We start from the raw sequence: 19,393 nt of genomic DNA on the forward strand, positions 1-19,393 counted from the left end.
ATCTATTCATCTGATGATCACCGTTGAACAAGTTTTGCGTCATGGGCCAGCTACGGCTCGTCAACTGACAGAAGCGTTAGGCATCAGCCAGCCGACGCTATCGCGCCGTATCCGCGAACTGGCGGGCGCAGTATTGATCCTCGGTAAAGGTAAGGCGACGCGCTATGTATTGCGGCGCGGGATCGGCGGTGAGAGGCAGTTTCCGCTGTATCGGGTTGATGAACGGGGTAAGGCGCACCTGTTTGCCACACTTTACCCGCTGTATCCTGCCGATAACTGTGCGGTGTGCGATGAGCGCAGCGGAGAGTGGCAGCTTTATGACGGCATGCCATGGTATTTGAACGACCTGCGGCCGATTGGCTTTCTCGGGCGAGCCTGGGGAAAAGCAGCGGCGCGCGAGTTGAATTTGCCGGAGGATGTGCGGCGATGGGATGAAGGTCAACGCTTGTTGGCGCTCTGCCGTTATGGCGAGGACATAACCGGCGATCTGCTGCCTGGTGCCGACAGCTATCAGCGTTGGTTAATGCGGGATACTGCCGTCGCCATCACGGTGGAAGATAAAACCGAGCGTTACGCCGCATTGTCTGTCCAGGCGCTGGCCGGGGAACTGGTGGGCTCTTCCGTCGGTGGCGAGCAACCCAAATTTGCCGCCTATGCTGAGCTGGCGCCTGGGCACCGCGCGCATGTGTTGGTGAAGTTCAGCCTGGCGCCGACGCATGTCATTGCACAGCGCTGGAGCGATTTGCTGATCGCCGAGTCACTGGCGTTGCAGACGGTCGCCGCTGCGGGATTGCCTGCCGCATCGGCGCAAATCCTGTTCGGCGCCGACCGGCAATGTTTTTTAGAGATTGAGCGCTTTGATCGCATCGGTGAAGAAGGGCGGGTCGCGATGGTGTCGCTGGAGGCACTGGATGCCGAGTTCAGCGGCAGCGGCCACGCCAACTGGGTCGTGGCCGCCGAGCGGCTATTGCAGCAAGGGGTGATCAATCACTCAGTCTACCAACGGATTGCCCTGTATTGGGCCTTTGGCCGGTTGATCGCCAACAGTGATATGCATCAAGGCAACCTGTCGTTCTTGCGAATAACCCAGCGGCCGGTCATGTTGGCGCCTTTGTATGATATGTTGCCGATGGCTTTTGCCCCGGCAAGCAGCGGTAATCTGCGCCGCGACGCGGTGGAGATCCGTTTGAGCAACGAGGTGAGCGGCGCCGTCTGGCGGCAAGCGGAGCTATTGGCTCTCGAGTTCTGGCGGCGAACCGCGCAACATGACGACATCAGCGAGGCGTTCCGGGCGATTGCCGAGCAAATGTTGGTGCAACTGCAGAAGCTGCACGAGCGCATTCAGCGCCTGGCTTGAGTTACCCCTTCTTCGGCGCTTCCTGTTTTGTTTCCGACGCATCCTCTTCGTCGTCTTCCACCGTATTGCCTTCTGCCAACGGCGTGTTGGCGGTCAACAGGTACGGCGACTGCTGCCAGCGGCTGCGGCGGTGTTGCAGCAGGGTGCGCGCCAGAATGATGCCGATCGCCAGCGCCAGCAGGATCATCAGGCGCAGCAGGTTGGTGGTGTTGTCCACCTGCTTGGATTCGGTCGCCAGCACGTGGGTGTCGAGGGTGATGCGGATAAAGCCGATTGGGCCGTCTTTGCCCTGAATGGATTCGACCAACTGGTGGTTGAAGTAGCTGCCGGCGCGTTTGCCGTCGAGCGACAGGCGATCGCGTATACTTATCTGCTCCCCGGCGTGGGAGACCAGCGTGCCGTCCAGCTGATACACGCTGACGTCGAGAATGCGGCTGTGATCGGTGAGCTGCTTGAGGATGGCGTCGATGCGCGGGGTGTTGCCGTCGTCGTCCAGCAGCGGCGCCAGGCTGTAGGCGACCTGTTTGGTCAGCGTCTGCGCCAACTCTTCAACCTGCTCGGATCGCGCCATTTGGTGACTCAGGCTAAAATAAGAGGCGCCCTGCATCAGCAGCACCAGCAAAGCCAGGCAAATCAGGATAATAGCGGTGCGGTGCAGGCGAAATTTCAGTTTAGCGCGAGCCATGCAGGTTCCTTGGGCATCGGGGACACTTTATGTTGCCAGAACCGCTGGCGATAGGATAGCTTGATGCGTCGTTTTATCATGCAGCGTTTTTGTCCATTCAGGAGTCAATGATGTCAAACAGTCTGACCTATTGCGATCTTCCGGCGGAGATCTCCCAATGGCCGGGTCTTCCCCTTTCGCTCAGCGGCGACGAAGTGATGCCGCTGGACTACCGGGCGGGCAATACCGGGTGGCTGTTATACGGCAGAAAGCTGGACAAGGCGCGCATTACGCAATTCCAACGCAAGCTGGGCGCGGCGATGGTGATCGTCACCGCCTGGGGCGTGGACGATTATCAGGTGGTGCGCCTGGCGGGCACGTTGACGCCGCGCGCCAAGCTGCTGGCGGCGGAGAGCGGGCTGGACGTGGCGCCGCTCGGCAAGATCCCACACCTACGCACGCCGGGGCTGCTGGTGATGGACATGGATTCGACGGCGATCGAGATCGAGTGCATCGACGAGATCGCCAAGCTGGCGGGCGTCGGCGAGCAGGTGGCGGAAGTCACCGAACGCGCGATGCGCGGCGAGCTGGACTTTACCGCCAGCCTGCGCCAGCGCGTCGGCACGCTGAAAGGGGCCGACGCCAACATCCTCAAGCAGGTGCGCGACGAGCTGCCGCTGATGCCGGGGCTGACCAGCCTGGTGGGCAAGCTGCAGGCGATGGGCTGGCATGTGGCGATCGCCTCCGGCGGCTTCACCTACTACGCCGAATACCTGCGCAACCGGCTGCGGCTGGTGGCGGCAGCGGCCAATGAGCTGGAGATCCGCGACGGCAAGCTGACCGGCGAAGTGCTGGGCCCGGTGGTGGACGCACAGTTCAAAGCCGACACGCTGCTGCGGCTGGCAGAGAAGCTGGAGATCCCGCTGGCGCAGACCGTGGCCATCGGCGACGGCGCCAACGATTTGAAAATGATGCAGGCGGCGGGGTTGGGCATCGCCTACCACGCCAAACCGAAAGTGTATGAAAAAGCGCAGGTGGCGATCCGGCATGCGGATCTGATGGGCGTGCTGTGTATTCTCACCGGCAGCCTGAAACACGAAGTGCGATAACGAAAGATTGAGGTAAGACGTGGCAAAAGCGGCAAAACGGGCATTTGTGTGCAATGAGTGCGGGGCGGACTATCCGCGTTGGCAGGGGCAGTGCAGCGCCTGCCATGCCTGGAACACCATCACGGAAGTGCGTTTGGCCGCGTCGCCCGCAGCGGCGCGCAACGATCGCCTCAGCGGCTATGCCGGTGACGCCGGCGTCAGCAAGGTACAGAAGCTGTCGGAAATCAGCCTTGAGGCGCTGCCGCGCTTCACCACCGGCTTTCTCGAGTTCGACCGCGTGCTGGGCGGCGGCGTGGTGCCCGGCAGCGCCATTCTGATCGGCGGTAACCCCGGCGCCGGCAAGAGCACCCTGTTGCTGCAGGTGCTGTGCAAACTGTCCGAACAGATGAAAACCCTGTACGTCACCGGCGAGGAGTCGCTGCAGCAGGTGGCGATGCGCGCTCACCGTCTGGGGCTGCCGACCGGCGGCCTGAACATGCTGTCGGAAACCAGCATCGAGCAGATCTGCCTGATCGCCGAGCAGGAGCAGCCAAAGCTGATGGTGATCGACTCGATTCAGGTGATGCACATGGCGGACATTCAGTCTTCGCCGGGCAGCGTGGCGCAGGTGCGGGAAACCGCCGCCTATCTGACGCGCTTCGCCAAGACGCGCGGCGTGGCGATCGTCATGGTCGGCCACGTCACCAAAGACGGCTCGCTGGCCGGGCCAAAAGTGCTGGAACACTGCATCGACTGTTCGGTACTGCTGGACGGCGACGCCGATTCCCGCTTCCGCACCCTGCGCAGCCACAAGAACCGCTTCGGCGCGGTCAACGAGCTGGGGGTGTTTGCCATGACCGAACAGGGGCTGCGCGAAGTCAGCAACCCTTCGGCAATCTTCCTCAGCCGCGGCGATGAAGTCACTTCCGGCAGCTCGGTGATGGTGGTGTGGGAAGGCACCCGGCCGCTGCTGGTGGAGATCCAGGCGCTGGTGGATCACTCGATGATGTCCAACCCGCGCCGCGTGGCGGTAGGCCTGGAGCAGAACCGGTTGGCGATCCTGCTGGCGGTGCTGCACCGCCACGGCGGGCTGCAGATGTCGGATCAGGACGTGTTCGTCAACGTGGTCGGCGGGGTGAAGGTCAGTGAAACCAGCGCCGATCTGGCGCTGCTGATGTCGCTGGTCTCGAGCCTGCGCGATCGGCCGCTGCCAAACGATCTGGTGGTGTTCGGCGAAGTGGGGCTGGCGGGAGAAATCCGTCCGGTGCCGAGCGGCCAGGAGCGCATCTCCGAAGCGGCCAAGCACGGCTTCAAGCGCGCCATCGTGCCGCACGGCAATATGCCGAAGAAGCCGCCGGCCAACATGCAGGTGTTCGGGGTCAAGAAGCTGGCGGACGCGCTCGACGTGCTGGAAGAGTTTTATTAATGTCGCCGACGGCGAGAAAGATATGCTATTTTGTTTAGCATACTAAACGGAGGTGGCCATGCCGCAATTTGATTACCTGAAGACGTCCATTAAGCAAAAGGGCTGTACTTTGCAGCAGGTGGCGGATGCCAGCGGCATGACCAAGGGCTATCTGAGCCAGCTGTTGAACGACAAGATCAAAAGTCCGAGCGCGCAAAAGCTCGAAGCGCTGCACCGTTTTCTCGGGCTGGAGTTCCCGCGTAAAGAGGTTAAAGTCGGCGTGGTGTTTGGTAAATTTTACCCGCTGCACACCGGCCACATCTACCTGATCCAGCGCGCCTGCAGCCAGGTGGACGAACTGCACGTTATCTTGTGCCACGACGAGCCACGCGACCGCGAGCTGTTCGAGAACAGTTCGATGTCGCAACAGCCAACGGTCAGCGATCGCCTGCGCTGGCTGCTGCAGACCTTCAAGTACCAGAAAAACATCCATATCCACTCGTTCGACGAGCAGGGGATCGAGCCCTATCCGCACGGGTGGAACGTGTGGAGTGACGGCATGAAGGCCTTTATGGAACAGAAGGGCATCGTGCCGAGCTTCATCTATTCCAGCGAAGCGCAGGATGCGCCGCGCTACCGCGAGCATCTGGGCATCGAAACCATCTTGGTCGATCCCGAGCGTTCGTTCATGAACATCAGCGGCAATCAGATCCGCCAGGATCCGTTCCGCTATTGGGACTACATCCCGACCGAGGTGAAGCCGTTCTTCGTGCGCACCGTGGCGATCCTCGGCGGCGAGTCGAGCGGCAAGTCGACGCTGGTCAACAAGCTGGCCAACATCTTCAACACCACCAGCGCCTGGGAATATGGCCGCGATTACGTGTTTTCGCACCTGGGCGGCGACGAGATGGCACTGCAGTACTCCGACTACGACAAAATTGCCCTGGGGCAGGCGCAATACGTGGATTTCGCGGTCAAGTACGCCAACAAGGTGGCGTTTATCGATACCGATTTCGTCACCACCCAGGCGTTTTGCAAAAAGTACGAGGGGCGTGAGCATCCCTTCGTGCAGGCGCTGATCGACGAATACCGTTTCGATCTGGTGATCCTGCTGGAAAACAACACGCCGTGGGTGGCGGACGGCCTGCGCAGCCTCGGCAGCACCGCCGATCGCCTGGCGTTCCAGCACCTGCTGGAGGAGATGTTGCGCGCCAACAACATCGAGTATGTGCACGTTGAGTCCAGCGATTACGAAGAGCGTTTCCTGCGCTGCGTCGAGCTGGTGCAGCAGCTGCTGGCGGCGGACGCCGGCCGGTTGGCGAATGCGCCCGCCCATCGCCACGCCGCAGGCTGAGAAAATTAGCGGAATGTGCGGTCGCGGCGGCAGAAACGCCTCTCGGACGCATATTTAACGGCTTGTTTAAACATGGTTCATTCGACAGCGACTAGGTTAAGATTTTCTTTACAATAACGCTTAGAAGAAGACATGTCTTATCGCTTACTCGCTCTCTGGTTAGTCTGCTATGCCGCAGCCTGGACGCTGCTGACTGTTCATCTCGATCCTACCCTGCCTTACGACGCCGTCGAGGCGCTCAACTGGGGCCTCAACGGCGAGTGGGGCTCACCGAAAAATCCTTGGCTGGTCGGTGCGGCGATGCAGCCGGCGATCTGGCTATCGTGGCTGCCGCTGAACCTGTACTGGTATGGCGGGCACTTTATCGCCATCGCCATCGGCATGTTGGGCGTCTGGCTATTGGCGCGCCGCCTGAGCGGCAGCACCTCGCTGGCCTGGATGGCGCTGCTGACGCTCAATCTGTCCGGCATCATCAATTTCGACATCATTCCCTACAACGATAACTACCTGTTGGTGATGCTGTGGCCGTGGATGGCGTTGTTTTTCCACCTGGCTATCTCGCGTTCGGCCAACTGGTGGCCGGTTTTCGCAGTGGTGGCCGGTCTGGCGATGATGGCGAAATACTCGACCTTCGCCTTCGTCTATTTCGCGGCGCTGTCGACGCTGTTCGTACCGCAGCTTCGCCGCTGCTATCGCCAGCCGCAGTTCTATCTGGCGGTGGCGATCTGGTTGGCGCTGGTGCTGCCGAACCTGTTTTGGCTGTGGAACCACGACTTCGCCGCCTTCAAGTGGGTGGATTCGCAGATCAAGATGCAGCTCAACCTCGATATGCTGCAGTCGCTGTTGCTGGTGTTCTATCCGTCGCTGGCGCTGTGGGTGATCCTGCGGCGCAGCGGGGCGGTGCTGGCCTGGCCAGCGGCGTTGCCGATGCGGGTACTGCTGTGGGTCTACCTGTTGCCGCTCGGCATCATCACCTTCTGGTTCTCCTTCAACGTCGGCGGCCGGCTGACCGAATGGCTGCAGCCGTTCTTCATGCTGGCGCCTGCGCTGCTGGTCGGCTGCGTACGTCAGCCGCCGGTGCGTTCACTGCGTGCGGCGACCATTGGGCTGATGTGCGCGGCGCTGGCGGTCTATCTGGGGTATGCCGCGGTGATGCTGGGCAACGTGCGCAACGCCGGCCAGAAAATGGTGGGTATCAAGGCGTTCAGCGCCGGGGTGGAACGGCAGTGGCAGGAACGGTATGGTGTCAACCTGCGCTACGTCGGCGGGGAATACCTGTCGCAGTGGATGACGGTGTACGCCGCTTCCCGGCCGCAGACCATTACGCGCTGGTCCAATCATACGCGACCGAATATTTACAACGTCAACATCAGCTATTCGCAGATTGCGCAGCACGGCGTCGCCCTGTTCGGGCGGTTGGGTGAAGACTGCGCGCACAGCGACTTCGGCGGTGAGTTGGCCCACTGGCCGAAACTGCGCCTCGATTGGCAGCAGACGCTGACGTTCCGCGCCGATCCGCATGCCGATGAGCAGACGCTGTGCGTCGGCTTCGTTCGTCCGCAGTAACGGCGGCGCAGGGCACCGCCGCGATTCAGGCTTAGTAAGCGATAACCAGCTTGCCTTGCATATGGCCGCCGAGCAGCTGTTGATGCGCGGCGGTCAGCGTTTCTACCGTCAGCCCGTGCAGGGTTTCGCTCAGCGTGGTGCTCAGCTTGCCCTCGTCCAGCAACTGCGCCACCTGCTGCAGGATCTGGCCCTGCTGCGCGATGTCCGGGGTGGTGAACATGCTGCGGGTGAACATGAATTCCCAGTGCAGCGCGGCGCTTTTCAGCTTCAGCGCGTTTTGATCCAACGGCTGCGCGTTCTCGACGATGGTGCAGATATGGCCCAGCGGCGCGACCAGCTCGGCCATCGCCGGCCAGTGGCCGTCGGTATCGTTCAGGCACAGGATGTAATCCACCTGCTCGATGCCGTGCTGCGCCAGGTTGCCCTTCAGATCGCGGTAGTCCACCACCAGATCGGCGCCGCGTTCACGGCACCAGGCGGCGGATTCCGGCCGTGAGGCGGTGGCGATCACTTTCACCTTGCTGCGCAATGCGGCCAGCGGAATGGCCAGCGAGCCGACCCCGCCGGCGCCGCCGATGATCAGCAGCGTCTTGTGCTCCGGCGCATCCTGAATGTTCAGGTGTTCGAACAGCGCCTCCCAGGCGGTGAGGGCGGTGAGCGGCAGGGCGGCGGACTCGGCCCAGTTCAGGCTGCGCGGTTTGTGCGCGGCGATGCGTGAGTCGATCAACTGGTGGCTGCTGTTGCTGCCGGGGCGGGTGATATCGCCGGCGTACCACACTTCATCGCCGGGCTTGAAGCCGCTGACGCTGCTGCCTACGCCCACCACGACGCCGCTGGCGTCCCAGCCGAGGATGCGCGGCTGTTGCAGACCGCTCTTTTGCAGACCCGCGTGTACTTTGGTATCCACCGGGTTAACCGACGCCGCTTTCACTTCCACCAGCAGATCGTACTGGCCGGGAACCGGCATTTCCGGTGAGATTTCGATGAAATCTGCGGGGTTCTGCGGGTCTACGGCAATGGCTTTTATCGACATGATTGTACTCCTTTCAAATGATGCCCCCAGTGTAGACCCGCGGCAGAGGGGTGATAAGATGGACAATATCTAACTGAGTGTTCGTTTAAGGTGAACAATGGAATTCAAACAGCTGCAGGATATGGCGCTGTTCGCGCTGGTGGCGGAGTGCGGCAGCTTTACCGCCGCCGCGCAGCGCGTCGGGCTGCCGAAATCCAGCGTCAGCCAGCGCATCAGCCAGCTCGAACAGACGCTGGGGCTGCGCTTGCTCAATCGCACCACGCGCCAGCTGAACCTGACTTTCGCCGGTGAGCGTTATCTGGAACATTGTCAGGCGATGATGTCTGCCGCTGAACGCGCCGATCTGGCGCTGCAGCGGCTGCGCGATAACCCGAGCGGCCGCCTGCGCATCTCGACGCCCGCCGGGTTGGGGGCGACCCTGGTGGCGCGGCTGGCGGCGGATTTTCAGCGCCAGTATCCGGACGTTTCGCTGGAGGTGTCGGTGTCCGATGCCATGGTGGATCTGGTACAGGAAGGCTTCGACGCCGCGTTGCGCACCGGCAAGCCGCAGGATTCTTCGCTGATCGGTCGCCGTCTCGGGTATGCGCCGCGCTATCTGTTGGCGGCGCCGTCCTATCTGGCGCAGCATCCGCCGATCGAACACCCGCAGCAGCTGCAGCAGCATCGCTGTATCGCTCACCGCGCCTGGACGGCCTGGAACCTGCGCTGCGGCGACGATTACTACCGTTGGCAACTGCCGCTGGCGCACACCACCGACAACCTGCTGTATGCGCGTGAATGCGCTATCGCCGGTGCGGGGATCACGCTGTTGCCGGCGTTTCTCAGCCGCGAGGTGGTGGCGCAGAAGCTGTTGGTGGAAGTCTTGCCGGCATGGCGCGCGGAGGGCAACGAACTGTATCTGGTCTACCCGAGCCGCAAGCTGAATTCCCCGGCGCTGGCCTGCTTCATCGATGTGGTGCTTCAGCACCCGGCGTTTGACGACTACGCGCGCGAGCTGGCGCGGGAGTGACTGCCGGGAGCGTCGCCTTCCCGGATCAGGCGGAGCACCTCGCCACCTGGACGATGCGCTTCCCTATATTCTCGCCCGCCAGCAGGCCGACCAGCGCAGCGGGCAACAGCTCAAAACCGGTGATCAGATCTTCGATGACCACTAATTTTTCCTCGGCGACCCAGGCCGTGAGCGCCGCCAGTCCCTGTTCTTGGCGCTGAAGGAAATCGGCCAACAGGAACCCCTGCATCGTCAAACTGTTGACGATGAGCAAACCCGGGATCCCGGCAGGTGCTGCCGGCGGGGAGGCCGTATCGTACTGCGATACCGCGCCGCAGCAAACGATGCGCCCCTGTTTTGCCATGTGCGGCAGGCTGGTCGCCAAAATATCGCCGCCGACGTTGTCGAACAGCACATCGATGCCGTTGGGGCATGAGCGGCTCAGGGCGTCATGCAGATTTTCCGCCTTATAATCTATCGCCGCGTCGAACCCCAGCCTGTCCGTCAGCAGTGCCGTTTTGGCGGCGCCGCCGGCAATGCCCACCGTGCGGCAGCCGTGAAGCCGGGCGATTTGTCCGGCGAACATGCCTACCGCCCCCGCAGCGGCGGATACGACGACGGTTTCACCGGCCTTGGGGCGTCCGCATTCCAGCAGGCCGAAGTAAGCGGTGAGTCCGGGCACGCCGTAAACGCTGAGCAAATGCGTATGCGGAACGATGTTCGGCTGTTTGAGCGCCTCAGCCGCCGGTAGGGCCGTGAAAGTTTGCCAGCCGGTTTCTGCCAACACTAAATCGCCGGCGGCCAGCAGGGGAGAGCGCGATTCGACAACTTCGGCCAGCGCGGTCGCGGCCATGATGTCTCCCACCTGCAATCCGGAACGATAGGTGACGCCCTGCATCCAGGCTCTGCTGGCCGCATCCAGTGGTACGTACAGCGTGCGCAACAGAACCTCTTCAGGGCCGGGGATCGGCATGGGCGCCTCACGAGTCTGAAAACAATCGACGGTCAGTTTTCCTTGAGGGAGTTTGACGAGGATGATTTGGCGATTCTGCATTGGTGGGCTCCTGTTTAAATCTTGCCGAAGGCATCGACACCGGTGAGTTGTGCCGACAGTTTCCACAGGCGTTGGGCCTGTTCAGGATCGACGGCGTAGCTTTTTACGCCGCTGAATGAAAAGCCCTCGTTATCGTTACGCCGGGCGACATCGCAATCTTCGCAATACAATCCGCCAAGGCCATTGAGTTGAGGTGATGTCGCCGCCCAAACCTGGGTTGCCGCTCCTTGTTGCGGGGTCTTCAGCATTTCCGGGTGGGCGGGTTTGCCGTTGGCGTCGATCCAGTCCAATGCGAACATCTCTTCCTGCGAGAGATAGCGCTGCAGTGGCGTTGGGATCATGCCGGGATGCAGCGAGAAGGCGCGCACGCCTGCGTTTTTCCCCTGCTTGTCAAGCTGCAGGGCGAAGAGCGCGTTAGCGGTTTTCGATTGGCCATAGGCGAGCCACTTGTCATAGCCGCTGTGAAACTGGACGTCATTCCAGCGTATGGCGCTGGCATGGTGACCGGAAGATGAGATGACGACAACGCGGGCACCGCCCGCCAATGCCGGCCAGAGGTGGTTCACCAGCGCGTAATGCCCCAGGTGGTTGATCGCGAATTGTGCCTCCCAGCCTGGGCCGATACGGGTTTCAGGGCAGGCCATGATGCCGGCGCCGCAGATCAACATATCGAGGTGGACGCCGGTCGCCAGAAGTTGTTGCGTGAACTTTCTGATGTTGCTCTGATCGGCCAAATCAAGCTCATAAATGTCGACGTTGCTGATACCGGCGATGGCCAGACGAGTGCGGGCGATGACGGGATCGCGGGCGGCGACGATCACCTGTGCTCCCGCCTGCATCAATGCGCGAGTCGTTTCCAATCCCAGGCCGGAATGACCGCCGGTTACCAGCGCCGTCATGCCGGCCAGTTGACGATCTTTGAGTACGTCGGCGGCGGTGGTGGTGGCGTTAAAGCTGGAATTGAGGGGCACTTGTCGGTTCATTGGACGTTCCTCGCTGCGGTTGGCTGTGACACTGGGAGTGTAAGTCGGTGCTATCAGCGGCTGAATGCAACAAAAACCTAATTTCTGTCGCCATCGTCCTAAAGCCTTTGGCTGGAGCATCGCACGGGCTATGCTCTTGAAAGGACCTTAGGGGGAGAGGGTATGGATCCTTTATCGGAAGTGCTGGCACCATTGAACAGCCAAAATGCATTTTTCGGCGGCCTGAAGGCCGGCGGCGACTGGGCCGTTCATTTTCCCGCTCCGCAAGGCGGGAAGTTCAACGCGGTGGTGCGTGGCGGCTGTTGGCTGGCGGCGGAAGGGCTGGCTGAACCGCTGTGGCTGGCGGCCGGCGACTGTTTACTGCTGACTCGCAGCCTGCCGCTGACCGTCGGCAGTGACTTGTCACTGCCGGCGCTCGACGCAGACGCGCTTTATCTGCAGGCGAAAAACGGCATGGCGAGCTGCGGCGAGGGGGAAACGTGCCTGTTTATCGGCGGTCGTTTTAGCTTTGGCCAGGAAGTGGAGCGGTTGTTTGGCAGCCTGCCCGCGCTGATGGTGATCCGCGGGGGTACGGAAGAGGCGGCCGTGCTGCAATGGGCGCTGCAACGGCTGGCGGATGAGCTGGTTAGGCCTTCACCGGGCAGTACGTTGATGACGCATCATCTGGGGCAAATCATGTTGACCCAGGCGCTGCGGATATACCTGATGGGGGAGGAGAGCGCGGCGTCGGGTTGGCTGCCCGCCTTGTTCGATCCGCGCATCGGCGCCGCGATGCAGGCAGTGCACGCCGATCCCGCCCGGCGCTGGACGGTGGCGTCGCTGGCCGCCGCTGCTAGCGTTTCTCGCTCGACGCTGGCGTTGCGCTTCAAGCAGAAGGCCGGTATGGCCCCGCTGGAGTATGTGTCGCGATGGCGCATGCTGCTGGCGACGCGGGCTTTGCGTACCGGCAGCGAACCGGTGTCCACCATCGCGCAGCGTTTGGGATACGATTCAGACAGCGCGTTCAGCCACGCCTTTAAGCGCATGATGGCATGCTCGCCGCGCGACTATCGCCGGACACGGGAATAAAAAAAGGCGCCGCATGCGGCGCCTTGGGTATTACTTGGCGATCTTCTTGTACTTGATGCGGTGCGGCTCGAGCGCGTCGGCGCCCAGCGTACGCTTCTTGTACTCTTCGTACTCGGTGAAGTTGCCTTCGAAGAATTCCACCTTGCCCTCGTCCTGGTAGTCCAGGATGTGGGTGGCGATACGGTCGAGGAACCAACGGTCGTGCGAGATCACCATGGCGCAGCCAGGGAATTCCAGCAGGGCGTTTTCCAGCGCGCGCAGGGTTTCGATATCCAGGTCGTTGGTCGGTTCATCGAGCAGCAGTACGTTGCCGCCAACCTGCAGCAGCTTGGCCAGGTGCAGACGGCCACGCTCACCGCCGGACAGCTCGCCCACGCGTTTGCCCTGATCGACGCCCTTGAAGTTGAAGCGGCCGACATAGGCGCGGCTCGGCATCTCGGTGTTGCCGATGCGCATGATGTCCTGCCCGCCGGAGACTTCTTCCCACACGGTTTTCGAGCCGTCCATGCTGTCGCGGAACTGATCGACGGACGCCAGCTTGACGGTATCGCCCAGCACGATGCTGCCGGAATCAGGCTGCTCCTGACCGGACATCATGCGGAACAGCGTGGATTTACCCGCGCCGTTCGGGCCGATGATGCCGACGATTGCCCCTTTCGGCACCGAGAACGACAGGTCGTCGATCAGCAGGCGGTCGCCGTAGGACTTGCGTAGGTTGCTGACTTCGACCACTTTATCGCCCAGACGTGCGCCAGGCGGAATGAACAGTTCGTTGGTTTCGTTACGTTTCTGATATTCGGTGTTGTTCAGCTCTTCGAAGCGGGCCAAGCGGGCCTTGCCTTTGGACTGACGGCCTTTGGCACCCTGACGCACCCACTCCAGCTCTTTCTCGATCGACTTGCGACGAGCGGCTTCGGCGGACGCTTCCTGTGCCAGACGCGCGTCTTTCTGCTCCAGCCAGGAGGAGTAGTTGCCTTCCCACGGAATGCCTTCGCCGCGGTCCAGTTCGAGGATCCAGCCGGCTACGTTATCCAGGAAGTAACGGTCGTGGGTGATCGCCACCACGGTGCCTTCGAAGTCGTGCAGGAAGCGTTCCAGCCAGGCCACGGACTCGGCGTCCAGGTGGTTGGTCGGTTCGTCCAGCAGCAGCATGTCCGGCTTTTCGAGCAGCAGGCGGCACAGCGCTACGCGGCGGCGCTCACCCCCGGACAGATGGGCGATTTTGGCGTCCCAGTCCGGCAGGCGCAGCGCATCGGCGGCGCGTTCCAGCTGCGTATTGAGGTTGTGACCGTCGTGTGCCTGAATGATCTCTTCCAGGCGGCCCTGTTCGGCGGCCAGCTTGTCGAAGTCTGCGCCTTCTTCCGCGTACAGCGCGTACACTTCGTCCAGGCGTTTCAGCGCGCCGACCACTTCCGCCAGCGCTTCTTCCACCGACTCACGCACGGTGTGTTCAAGGTTAAGCTGCGGCTCCTGCGGCAGGTAACCGATCTTGATGCCCGGCTGCGGGCGTGCTTCCCCTTCGATATCGGTATCGATGCCGGCCATGATGCGCAGCAGGGTAGACTTACCGGCGCCGTTCAGGCCCAGTACGCCAATTTTGGCCCCAGGGAAGAAGCTCAGGGAGATGTTTTTCAAAATATGACGCTTCGGCGGTACTACCTTGCCGACGCGGTGCATGGTATAGACGTATTGAGCCACGTTGCTCTAAGCCTCTTTATATCAGTATTTATAGGATGTCTGGCGGCATGAGTGTAGCCCGTTTCGATCTCGGATCCCAGACATCGCTCAGCGATCGCTAAGTATAACCGTTTATGCGCCGATAAAGGCGCATATTGGTGGCTTATGGCGTGACGACGATCGCGACGCGGCGGTTTTCCGCGCGGCCGCTGGAGGTGCGGTTGTCGGCAACGGGATCGCGCTTGCCCATGCCGCGGGTTTCGATATTGGCGCGCGGAATGCCGACGCTGGCCAGCAGATCGGCCACCGCATCGGCGCGGCGCAGGGAGAGCTGATCGTTATAGCTGTCTTCACCGTAGTTGTCGGTATGGCCGTCCAGGCGGAACTTGGTGATGCCGACGCTCAGCAGCGCACGGCCCATCTTCTGCACCGTCTCGGTGCTTTCCGGGTTCAGCTTGCCGATGTTGTTGCCGAACAGCACTTTATCCGACAGGCCGAACTCCCAGCCGTTGTCGGTCAGTTTGAAGCCCTGCGATTGCAGCAGCGCGACCTGTTCGGGCGTCAGGCCCTGCGGTTTGCTCTGGCAGCCGGCGAGCGCCAGCAGGGCGACGAACGCCATCGCCAGCAGTGAAAAACGACCTTTAAACAGTTGCTGTATCATAGTCAAAATCCCTAGTTCAAGTGTTATAGCCGGGGCTCTTATTTATGTATAGCCAGCCGCCAGCCTCCATTATAACGATGCTTTGCCTGATACATCGCATCGTCAGCTTCGTGCAAAAGACCCTGAGGCGTCGACGCGTGATCAGGGTACAGCGCAATGCCGATACTCAGAGAGGTAATGACCGCCTCGTCGTTCGGTAAAATGACCGGTTGCGTCATGCAGTCGATGATGTTGTCAGCGATCTGCAAGACATCTTCCGTGCCGTGTACCGGCGCCAGCAGCACGGCGAATTCATCCCCGCCCAGACGCGCGACCAGATCGGTCTCGCGCAGCTGCGCGCGAATGCGTCCGGCAATGGTGGTCAGCACCGCATCGCCTGCGGCGTGGCCGTAACTGTCGTTCACTTCCTTGAAGCGATCGCCGTCGATAAACAGCACCGCCAATTTCGCCGGCGGTTCGATATCGCCCAGCGCCCGGCTCAGTCGTCCTTCGAAGAAGGCGCGGTTCGGCAAGCCGGTCAGGCTGTCGTGCGTCGCCCGGTGAGCCAGCGAATCGTTCTCCTGCTTCAGATGTGCCTGCCAGGCCTCCAGCTCGTCGAGCAAGCCGTTGAAATCGTTGCTGAGCTCATGCAGCTCGGCGATTGGCGCCGACGGCACCCGCAGGCCGAAGGTGCGATCGCGGCGCACCGCGTGCGCCACGTTGGCGATATCGTCCAACGAACGGACGATGCCGGCCAGCATGCGGCGCGACAACACCAGGGCGCACAGGGTACTGAGCACCATGCAGGCGATCATGCCGACCAGGCCGCGCAACAGGAAACGCAGCAGGCTGCCGCCGTTGCCGCTCAACCAGACCTGGCCGACCTGTTTGCCCTCGTGAGAGATAGGCAAAATGACCGGCTCGGGCAGCGCCCAGTGCGCAACGATTTGTTCCAGACCGTGCAGCGGGCCGTCGGTGGGATGACGCCAACTGGCCAACATCTTGCCTTTATTATCCAGAATGCGCGCCTCCAGGATCTCTTCGTTGGAGGAGATCAACATCAGCGCCTCGCGCGCGGCGGTGCGGTCTTCAAACACCACGGCGGCCTCGACGGTATAGCTGATGGAGCGCGCGATCAGGTGCAGGTTGTGGTTGGCGTAAGCGCGCAGCGCAAACAGCGCCACCAGCGTCAGAAAGATGCCGGCGGTGCCGACGGCGATCAGCGCCAGCCCAAGATGCACCCGCTGCAGCACCCGGCCCAATGTCGGGCGCGCATTGCCGGAACGGTTTCTACGCAACAGCCTCATAGCGGCGGCGCCTGTTTGCGTGCCAGCTGCAGCACGTTGGGGTGGACGCGCACGCCGCTGCGTGCCAGGGCGTCCAGGTTGACCTTGAAACTGGCCTGATCCCCATCGATAAGCAGGCAAAATGCGCTGCCGGCGGAGCATTCGCTATCGTTCTCGCTGATGCTGAGAATGGAGTTGCCGGAAATGCGCTGCATGAAATTTTGTCTCTGCGCGGCGTTGATGTTCCCTAAATAGATGACATCACAGCCGGTACTCAACGTTGGGCTGTCAAACGGTACGCGTTCGGTTTTAATCGGACGCGGCGCGCTCAGCAGGATCGGATCGAACAGCCCTTCGGCATACTGGGTGGGTGCGGTCACGCACAAGCGGATCGGATTGGGCTCACGCGACCAGCGGGCGTAGCTGATGATGCCGACCACCACGGTCGTCACGGCGTGCGTACGCTTTTGATAGGGATCATCGGCGGCGTGCGCAGGCCCGGGCAACGTCAGCAGCACCAACAACACGATCAGTAGCAGGCGGCCGATATTCAGGCGTGCGTCAAGGAAGCCCGGCACGGGGCTTTTTGCGCAACGCATCGCTATCGCGGTTTTATTCGCCATCTTCACCCGCCATTCCGGCCTGATCCACCGCCCGCAGGCCGTGGCCTGACAAGGAAAAATCCGGCCCGCTTGAAGGGACAATCGTTTTGCTGAAAGCTGTCAGTCGCACTGCCTAATGAACACTATCTAACCCATAATTGGCGCGGATTGTATTATAAGATGCCTTCGTTGGGCGCTTTATGTGCTGTTTTCTCGGAATTATCCTACTTATTTTTGATAGTATAAAAATGCCTACCCGGGTTTGCCACCGCTTTTCTGCAAAGTTGGCGCGTTTGGCCAGCTGTCAGGCGATTTGCGCAACGGCGCTGCCATCTTATAAATGCAATAATGTGATAGCTAATAATTAAAAAATATTTTACTTCCCCAATAAACGCCGAAGCAGCTAATAAAAATCCGGTAGCCAGAAATATTCCGCCGGCCTGATTTGTCAGCCAAAGTAAACGTTTTTTACCTGGCTCCCGTCATGACGATACACTTCTTCTTCTACAGTATTGAATGGATAAGCGATTGCGCTGTCTATGGTAGATATCTGCGACCGGGCCGTGCGCCCGGCATTATTTTGTCCCGCGGCGCTGTGGCGCGGCGGTCACCGGGGAGCTGGGCGGCTCCCGCGGTACAACCAGTGAGGAAAGAGCGAGGATGGTCAAGGTGGACAAGCGACGGCTGTTGGCAATGGGCCTGTGCCTGACGGCGTTTTCAGGCGCGGCACTGGCGGATTCTCTGGATGCGCAACGTCAGCGCTACCAGCAGATCAAGCAGGCGTGGGACGGCAATCAGATGGATGTGGTGGCGCAGCTGATGCCGACGCTGCGCGATTACCCGCTTTATCCTTACCTGGAATACCGCAAGCTGACACAGGATCTGAGCCAGGCGGGGTTCTCCGAGGTGAACGACTTTATCAAGCGCAACCCGACGCTGCCGCCGGCGAAATCACTGGCGCCACGCTTCGTCAATGAGCTGGCGCGGCGCGAAGACTGGCGCACCCTATTGGCCTTCAGCCCGCAGCCGCCCAAACCGGTGGCGGCGCGCTGCAACTATTACTACGCCAAGTGGGCCACCGGCGACCAGCAGGCGGCCTGGAGCGGCGCCGACGAACTGTGGCTGAACGGCAAAACGCTGCCGGGCGCCTGCGATCGGCTGTTCAGCGTCTGGCGCGGCGCAGGTAAGCAGACGCCGCTGGATATTCTGGCGCGCATGAAGCTGGCGTTGAAAGAGGGCAACAGTTCGCTGGTCAGCAACCTTTACAGCCAGCTGCCGGCCGACTATCAAACCATGGGTAACGCCCTGGTGCGCTTGCAAAACGATCCGACCACCGTGGAAGCCTTTGCCCGCAGCGTGGGGCCGACCGATTTCACCCGCGCTGCCACCGGCATCGCCTTTGAACGCCTGGCGCGGCAGGATGTGGAAAACGCGCGGGCGATGATCCCGACGCTCGCGCGGCTGCAGAAAATGAGCGATGACGAGCGGCTGGGGCTGGAAGAGGCGGTGGCCTGGCGCCTGATGGGCAGTGACGCTACCTATGAACAGGCGCAGTGGCGCGATCAGGTGATTCTGCGCAGCCGTTCGCCTTCGCTGCTGGAGCGCCGGGTGCGTATGGCGCTGGGCAACGGCGATCGGCAAGGTGTCGCGACCTGGCTGGCCCGTCTGCCGGAAGCGTCGCGCAACAAGGATGAGTGGCGCTACTGGCGCGCCAGTCAGCTGATGGACGAAGGGAAACGCGCCGAAGGCGAGGAGATATTGCGTAACCTGATGACCGAACGCGGCTTCTATCCGATGGTGGCGGCGCAGAAGCTGAAGGCCACTTATCCGGTGATGGTGGCGGTGGCAGCCAAGCCGCGCGCGTCGCTGACCGACGGGCCGGAAGTCGCCCGGGTGCGCGAGCTGATGTACTGGAATATGGACAACCTGGCTCGCAGCGAGTGGGGCTCTTACGTCGCCAGCCGCAGCCGGCCGGAACAAGAGGCGCTGGCGCGCTACGCCTTTGAGCAAAAATGGGCCGATCTGAGCGTGCAGGCGACCATCGTCGGCAAGCTGTGGGATCATCTGGAGGAGCGCTTCCCGGTAGCCTGGCCGCAGGAGTTCCGCCGTGCCACCGATGACAAGGGGATCACCACCAGCTACGCGATGGCGATAGCGCGTCAGGAAAGCGCCTGGAATCCGAAGGCGCAGTCGCCGGTTGGCGCTACCGGCCTGATGCAGGTGATGCCGCGCACCGCGCAGCATACGGTGCAGATGTTCAATATTCCCGGTTACGTCGGCCCGAGCCAGCTGTTCGATCCGCAGACCAACATCACCATCGGCACCAGCTATCTGGAGTCGGTCTATCAGCAGTTCGGCCGCAACCGCATCCTGTCGAGCGCCGCCTATAACGCTGGCCCGTCGCGTGTGAACACCTGGCTGGGCAACAGCGCGGGGCGTATCGATCCGGTGGCGTTCATCGAAAGTATTCCGTTCTCGGAAACCCGCGGCTACGTCAAGAATGTACTGGCCTACGATGCGTTTTACCGCTATCTGACGCACCGGCCGGCCAAGATGCTGACCGACGCCGAGTGGCAGAGACGTTATTGATTTTGACGGCCCTATGGTATGCTGCTGTACTAGTTAAAT

The 19,393-nt window shown here is 61.5% G+C and carries 16 protein-coding genes; 8 read left to right on the top strand and 8 right to left on the bottom strand.

Annotated elements, in window-relative coordinates; translation table 11 throughout:
• The first annotated feature begins 13 nt into the window (after positions 1-13).
• Positions 14-1,357, top strand: a complete 1,344-nt coding sequence (gene yjjJ / locus QDT79_RS07415) for a type II toxin-antitoxin system HipA family toxin YjjJ (protein ID WP_308316358.1) — start codon at positions 14-16, stop codon at positions 1,355-1,357.
• A 1-nt stretch (position 1,358) separates the two neighbouring features.
• Here yjjJ and QDT79_RS07420 read toward each other — a convergent pair whose 3' ends face one another.
• Positions 1,359-2,042 (bottom strand): YtjB family periplasmic protein, encoded by a 684-nt coding sequence (locus QDT79_RS07420; protein ID WP_107226729.1) that lies wholly within the window; start codon positions 2,040-2,042, stop codon positions 1,359-1,361.
• A gap of 110 nt (positions 2,043-2,152) precedes the next feature.
• Between QDT79_RS07420 and serB the strand changes: the two genes are divergently transcribed.
• From serB to QDT79_RS07440, 4 genes are all read left to right on the top strand, one after another.
• Positions 2,153-3,130 carry a phosphoserine phosphatase gene (serB, locus tag QDT79_RS07425; RefSeq protein ID WP_016929162.1) on the top strand — a complete coding sequence of 326 codons (978 nt, stop codon included), beginning with the start codon at positions 2,153-2,155 and terminating at the stop codon, positions 3,128-3,130.
• 19 nt (positions 3,131-3,149) lie between these two features.
• Positions 3,150-4,535: a DNA repair protein RadA gene (gene radA / locus QDT79_RS07430; RefSeq protein WP_025159617.1), complete on the top strand. Its 1,386-nt coding sequence runs from the start codon at positions 3,150-3,152 to the stop codon at positions 4,533-4,535.
• Positions 4,536-4,593: 58 nt separating this feature from the next.
• A complete protein-coding gene (gene nadR / locus QDT79_RS07435; RefSeq protein ID WP_063991463.1) occupies positions 4,594-5,868 on the top strand; it encodes a multifunctional transcriptional regulator/nicotinamide-nucleotide adenylyltransferase/ribosylnicotinamide kinase NadR in 1,275 nt (424 codons plus the stop codon).
• 132 nt (positions 5,869-6,000) lie between these two features.
• Positions 6,001-7,434: a glycosyltransferase family 39 protein gene (locus QDT79_RS07440; RefSeq protein WP_308316359.1), complete on the top strand. Its 1,434-nt coding sequence runs from the start codon at positions 6,001-6,003 to the stop codon at positions 7,432-7,434.
• A 31-nt stretch (positions 7,435-7,465) separates the two neighbouring features.
• On the opposite strand, the gene QDT79_RS07445 is transcribed toward QDT79_RS07440, so the two are convergent.
• Positions 7,466-8,467 carry a zinc-binding alcohol dehydrogenase family protein gene (locus tag QDT79_RS07445; RefSeq protein WP_308316360.1) on the bottom strand — a complete coding sequence of 334 codons (1,002 nt, stop codon included), beginning with the start codon at positions 8,465-8,467 and terminating at the stop codon, positions 7,466-7,468.
• A 97-nt stretch (positions 8,468-8,564) separates the two neighbouring features.
• On the opposite strand from QDT79_RS07445, the gene QDT79_RS07450 reads away from it, so the two are divergent.
• Entirely contained in the window at positions 8,565-9,476 is a 912-nt protein-coding gene (locus tag QDT79_RS07450; protein ID WP_038878520.1) for a LysR family transcriptional regulator, read from the top strand.
• Positions 9,477-9,501: 25 nt separating this feature from the next.
• Here QDT79_RS07450 and QDT79_RS07455 read toward each other — a convergent pair whose 3' ends face one another.
• A complete protein-coding gene (locus tag QDT79_RS07455; RefSeq protein WP_063991460.1) occupies positions 9,502-10,509 on the bottom strand; it encodes an NADP-dependent oxidoreductase in 1,008 nt (335 codons plus the stop codon).
• 14 nt (positions 10,510-10,523) lie between these two features.
• The gene (locus QDT79_RS07460) at positions 10,524-11,492 is read right to left on the bottom strand and encodes an SDR family NAD(P)-dependent oxidoreductase (protein ID WP_063991459.1); all 969 of its coding nucleotides are present in this window, start codon (positions 11,490-11,492) and stop codon (positions 10,524-10,526) included.
• A gap of 162 nt (positions 11,493-11,654) precedes the next feature.
• Between QDT79_RS07460 and QDT79_RS07465 the strand changes: the two genes are divergently transcribed.
• Positions 11,655-12,560, top strand: coding sequence for an AraC family transcriptional regulator (locus QDT79_RS07465; protein WP_107226732.1), 906 nt, complete (start codon positions 11,655-11,657; stop codon positions 12,558-12,560).
• A gap of 30 nt (positions 12,561-12,590) precedes the next feature.
• Here the strand turns inward: QDT79_RS07465 and ettA are convergent, their stop codons facing one another.
• From ettA to yfiR, 4 genes are all read right to left on the bottom strand, one after another.
• Complete coding sequence (gene ettA, locus QDT79_RS07470) at positions 12,591-14,258, bottom strand: energy-dependent translational throttle protein EttA (protein ID WP_063991457.1); 1,668 nt, start codon at positions 14,256-14,258, stop codon at positions 12,591-12,593.
• Positions 14,259-14,400: 142 nt separating this feature from the next.
• Positions 14,401-14,898 carry an outer membrane lipoprotein YfiB gene (gene yfiB / locus QDT79_RS07475; RefSeq protein ID WP_016929155.1) on the bottom strand — a complete coding sequence of 166 codons (498 nt, stop codon included), beginning with the start codon at positions 14,896-14,898 and terminating at the stop codon, positions 14,401-14,403.
• A 38-nt stretch (positions 14,899-14,936) separates the two neighbouring features.
• Positions 14,937-16,184, bottom strand: a complete 1,248-nt coding sequence (gene dgcN, locus QDT79_RS07480) for a diguanylate cyclase DgcN/YfiN (RefSeq protein ID WP_063991456.1) — start codon at positions 16,182-16,184, stop codon at positions 14,937-14,939.
• Positions 16,181-16,786 carry a regulatory sequestration protein YfiR gene (gene yfiR / locus QDT79_RS07485; RefSeq protein ID WP_063991455.1) on the bottom strand — a complete coding sequence of 202 codons (606 nt, stop codon included), beginning with the start codon at positions 16,784-16,786 and terminating at the stop codon, positions 16,181-16,183. Before yfiR ends, dgcN begins: the two co-directional genes overlap by 4 nt.
• A 639-nt stretch (positions 16,787-17,425) precedes the next feature.
• On the opposite strand from yfiR, the gene sltY reads away from it, so the two are divergent.
• Complete coding sequence (gene sltY / locus QDT79_RS07490; protein WP_373275477.1) at positions 17,426-19,354, top strand: murein transglycosylase; 1,929 nt, start codon at positions 17,426-17,428, stop codon at positions 19,352-19,354.
• The last annotated feature ends 39 nt before the right edge of the window (positions 19,355-19,393 follow it).

The sequence above is a fragment of the Serratia marcescens genome, assembly GCF_029846115.1.
Taxonomy (GTDB): domain Bacteria; phylum Pseudomonadota; class Gammaproteobacteria; order Enterobacterales; family Enterobacteriaceae; genus Serratia; species Serratia marcescens_L.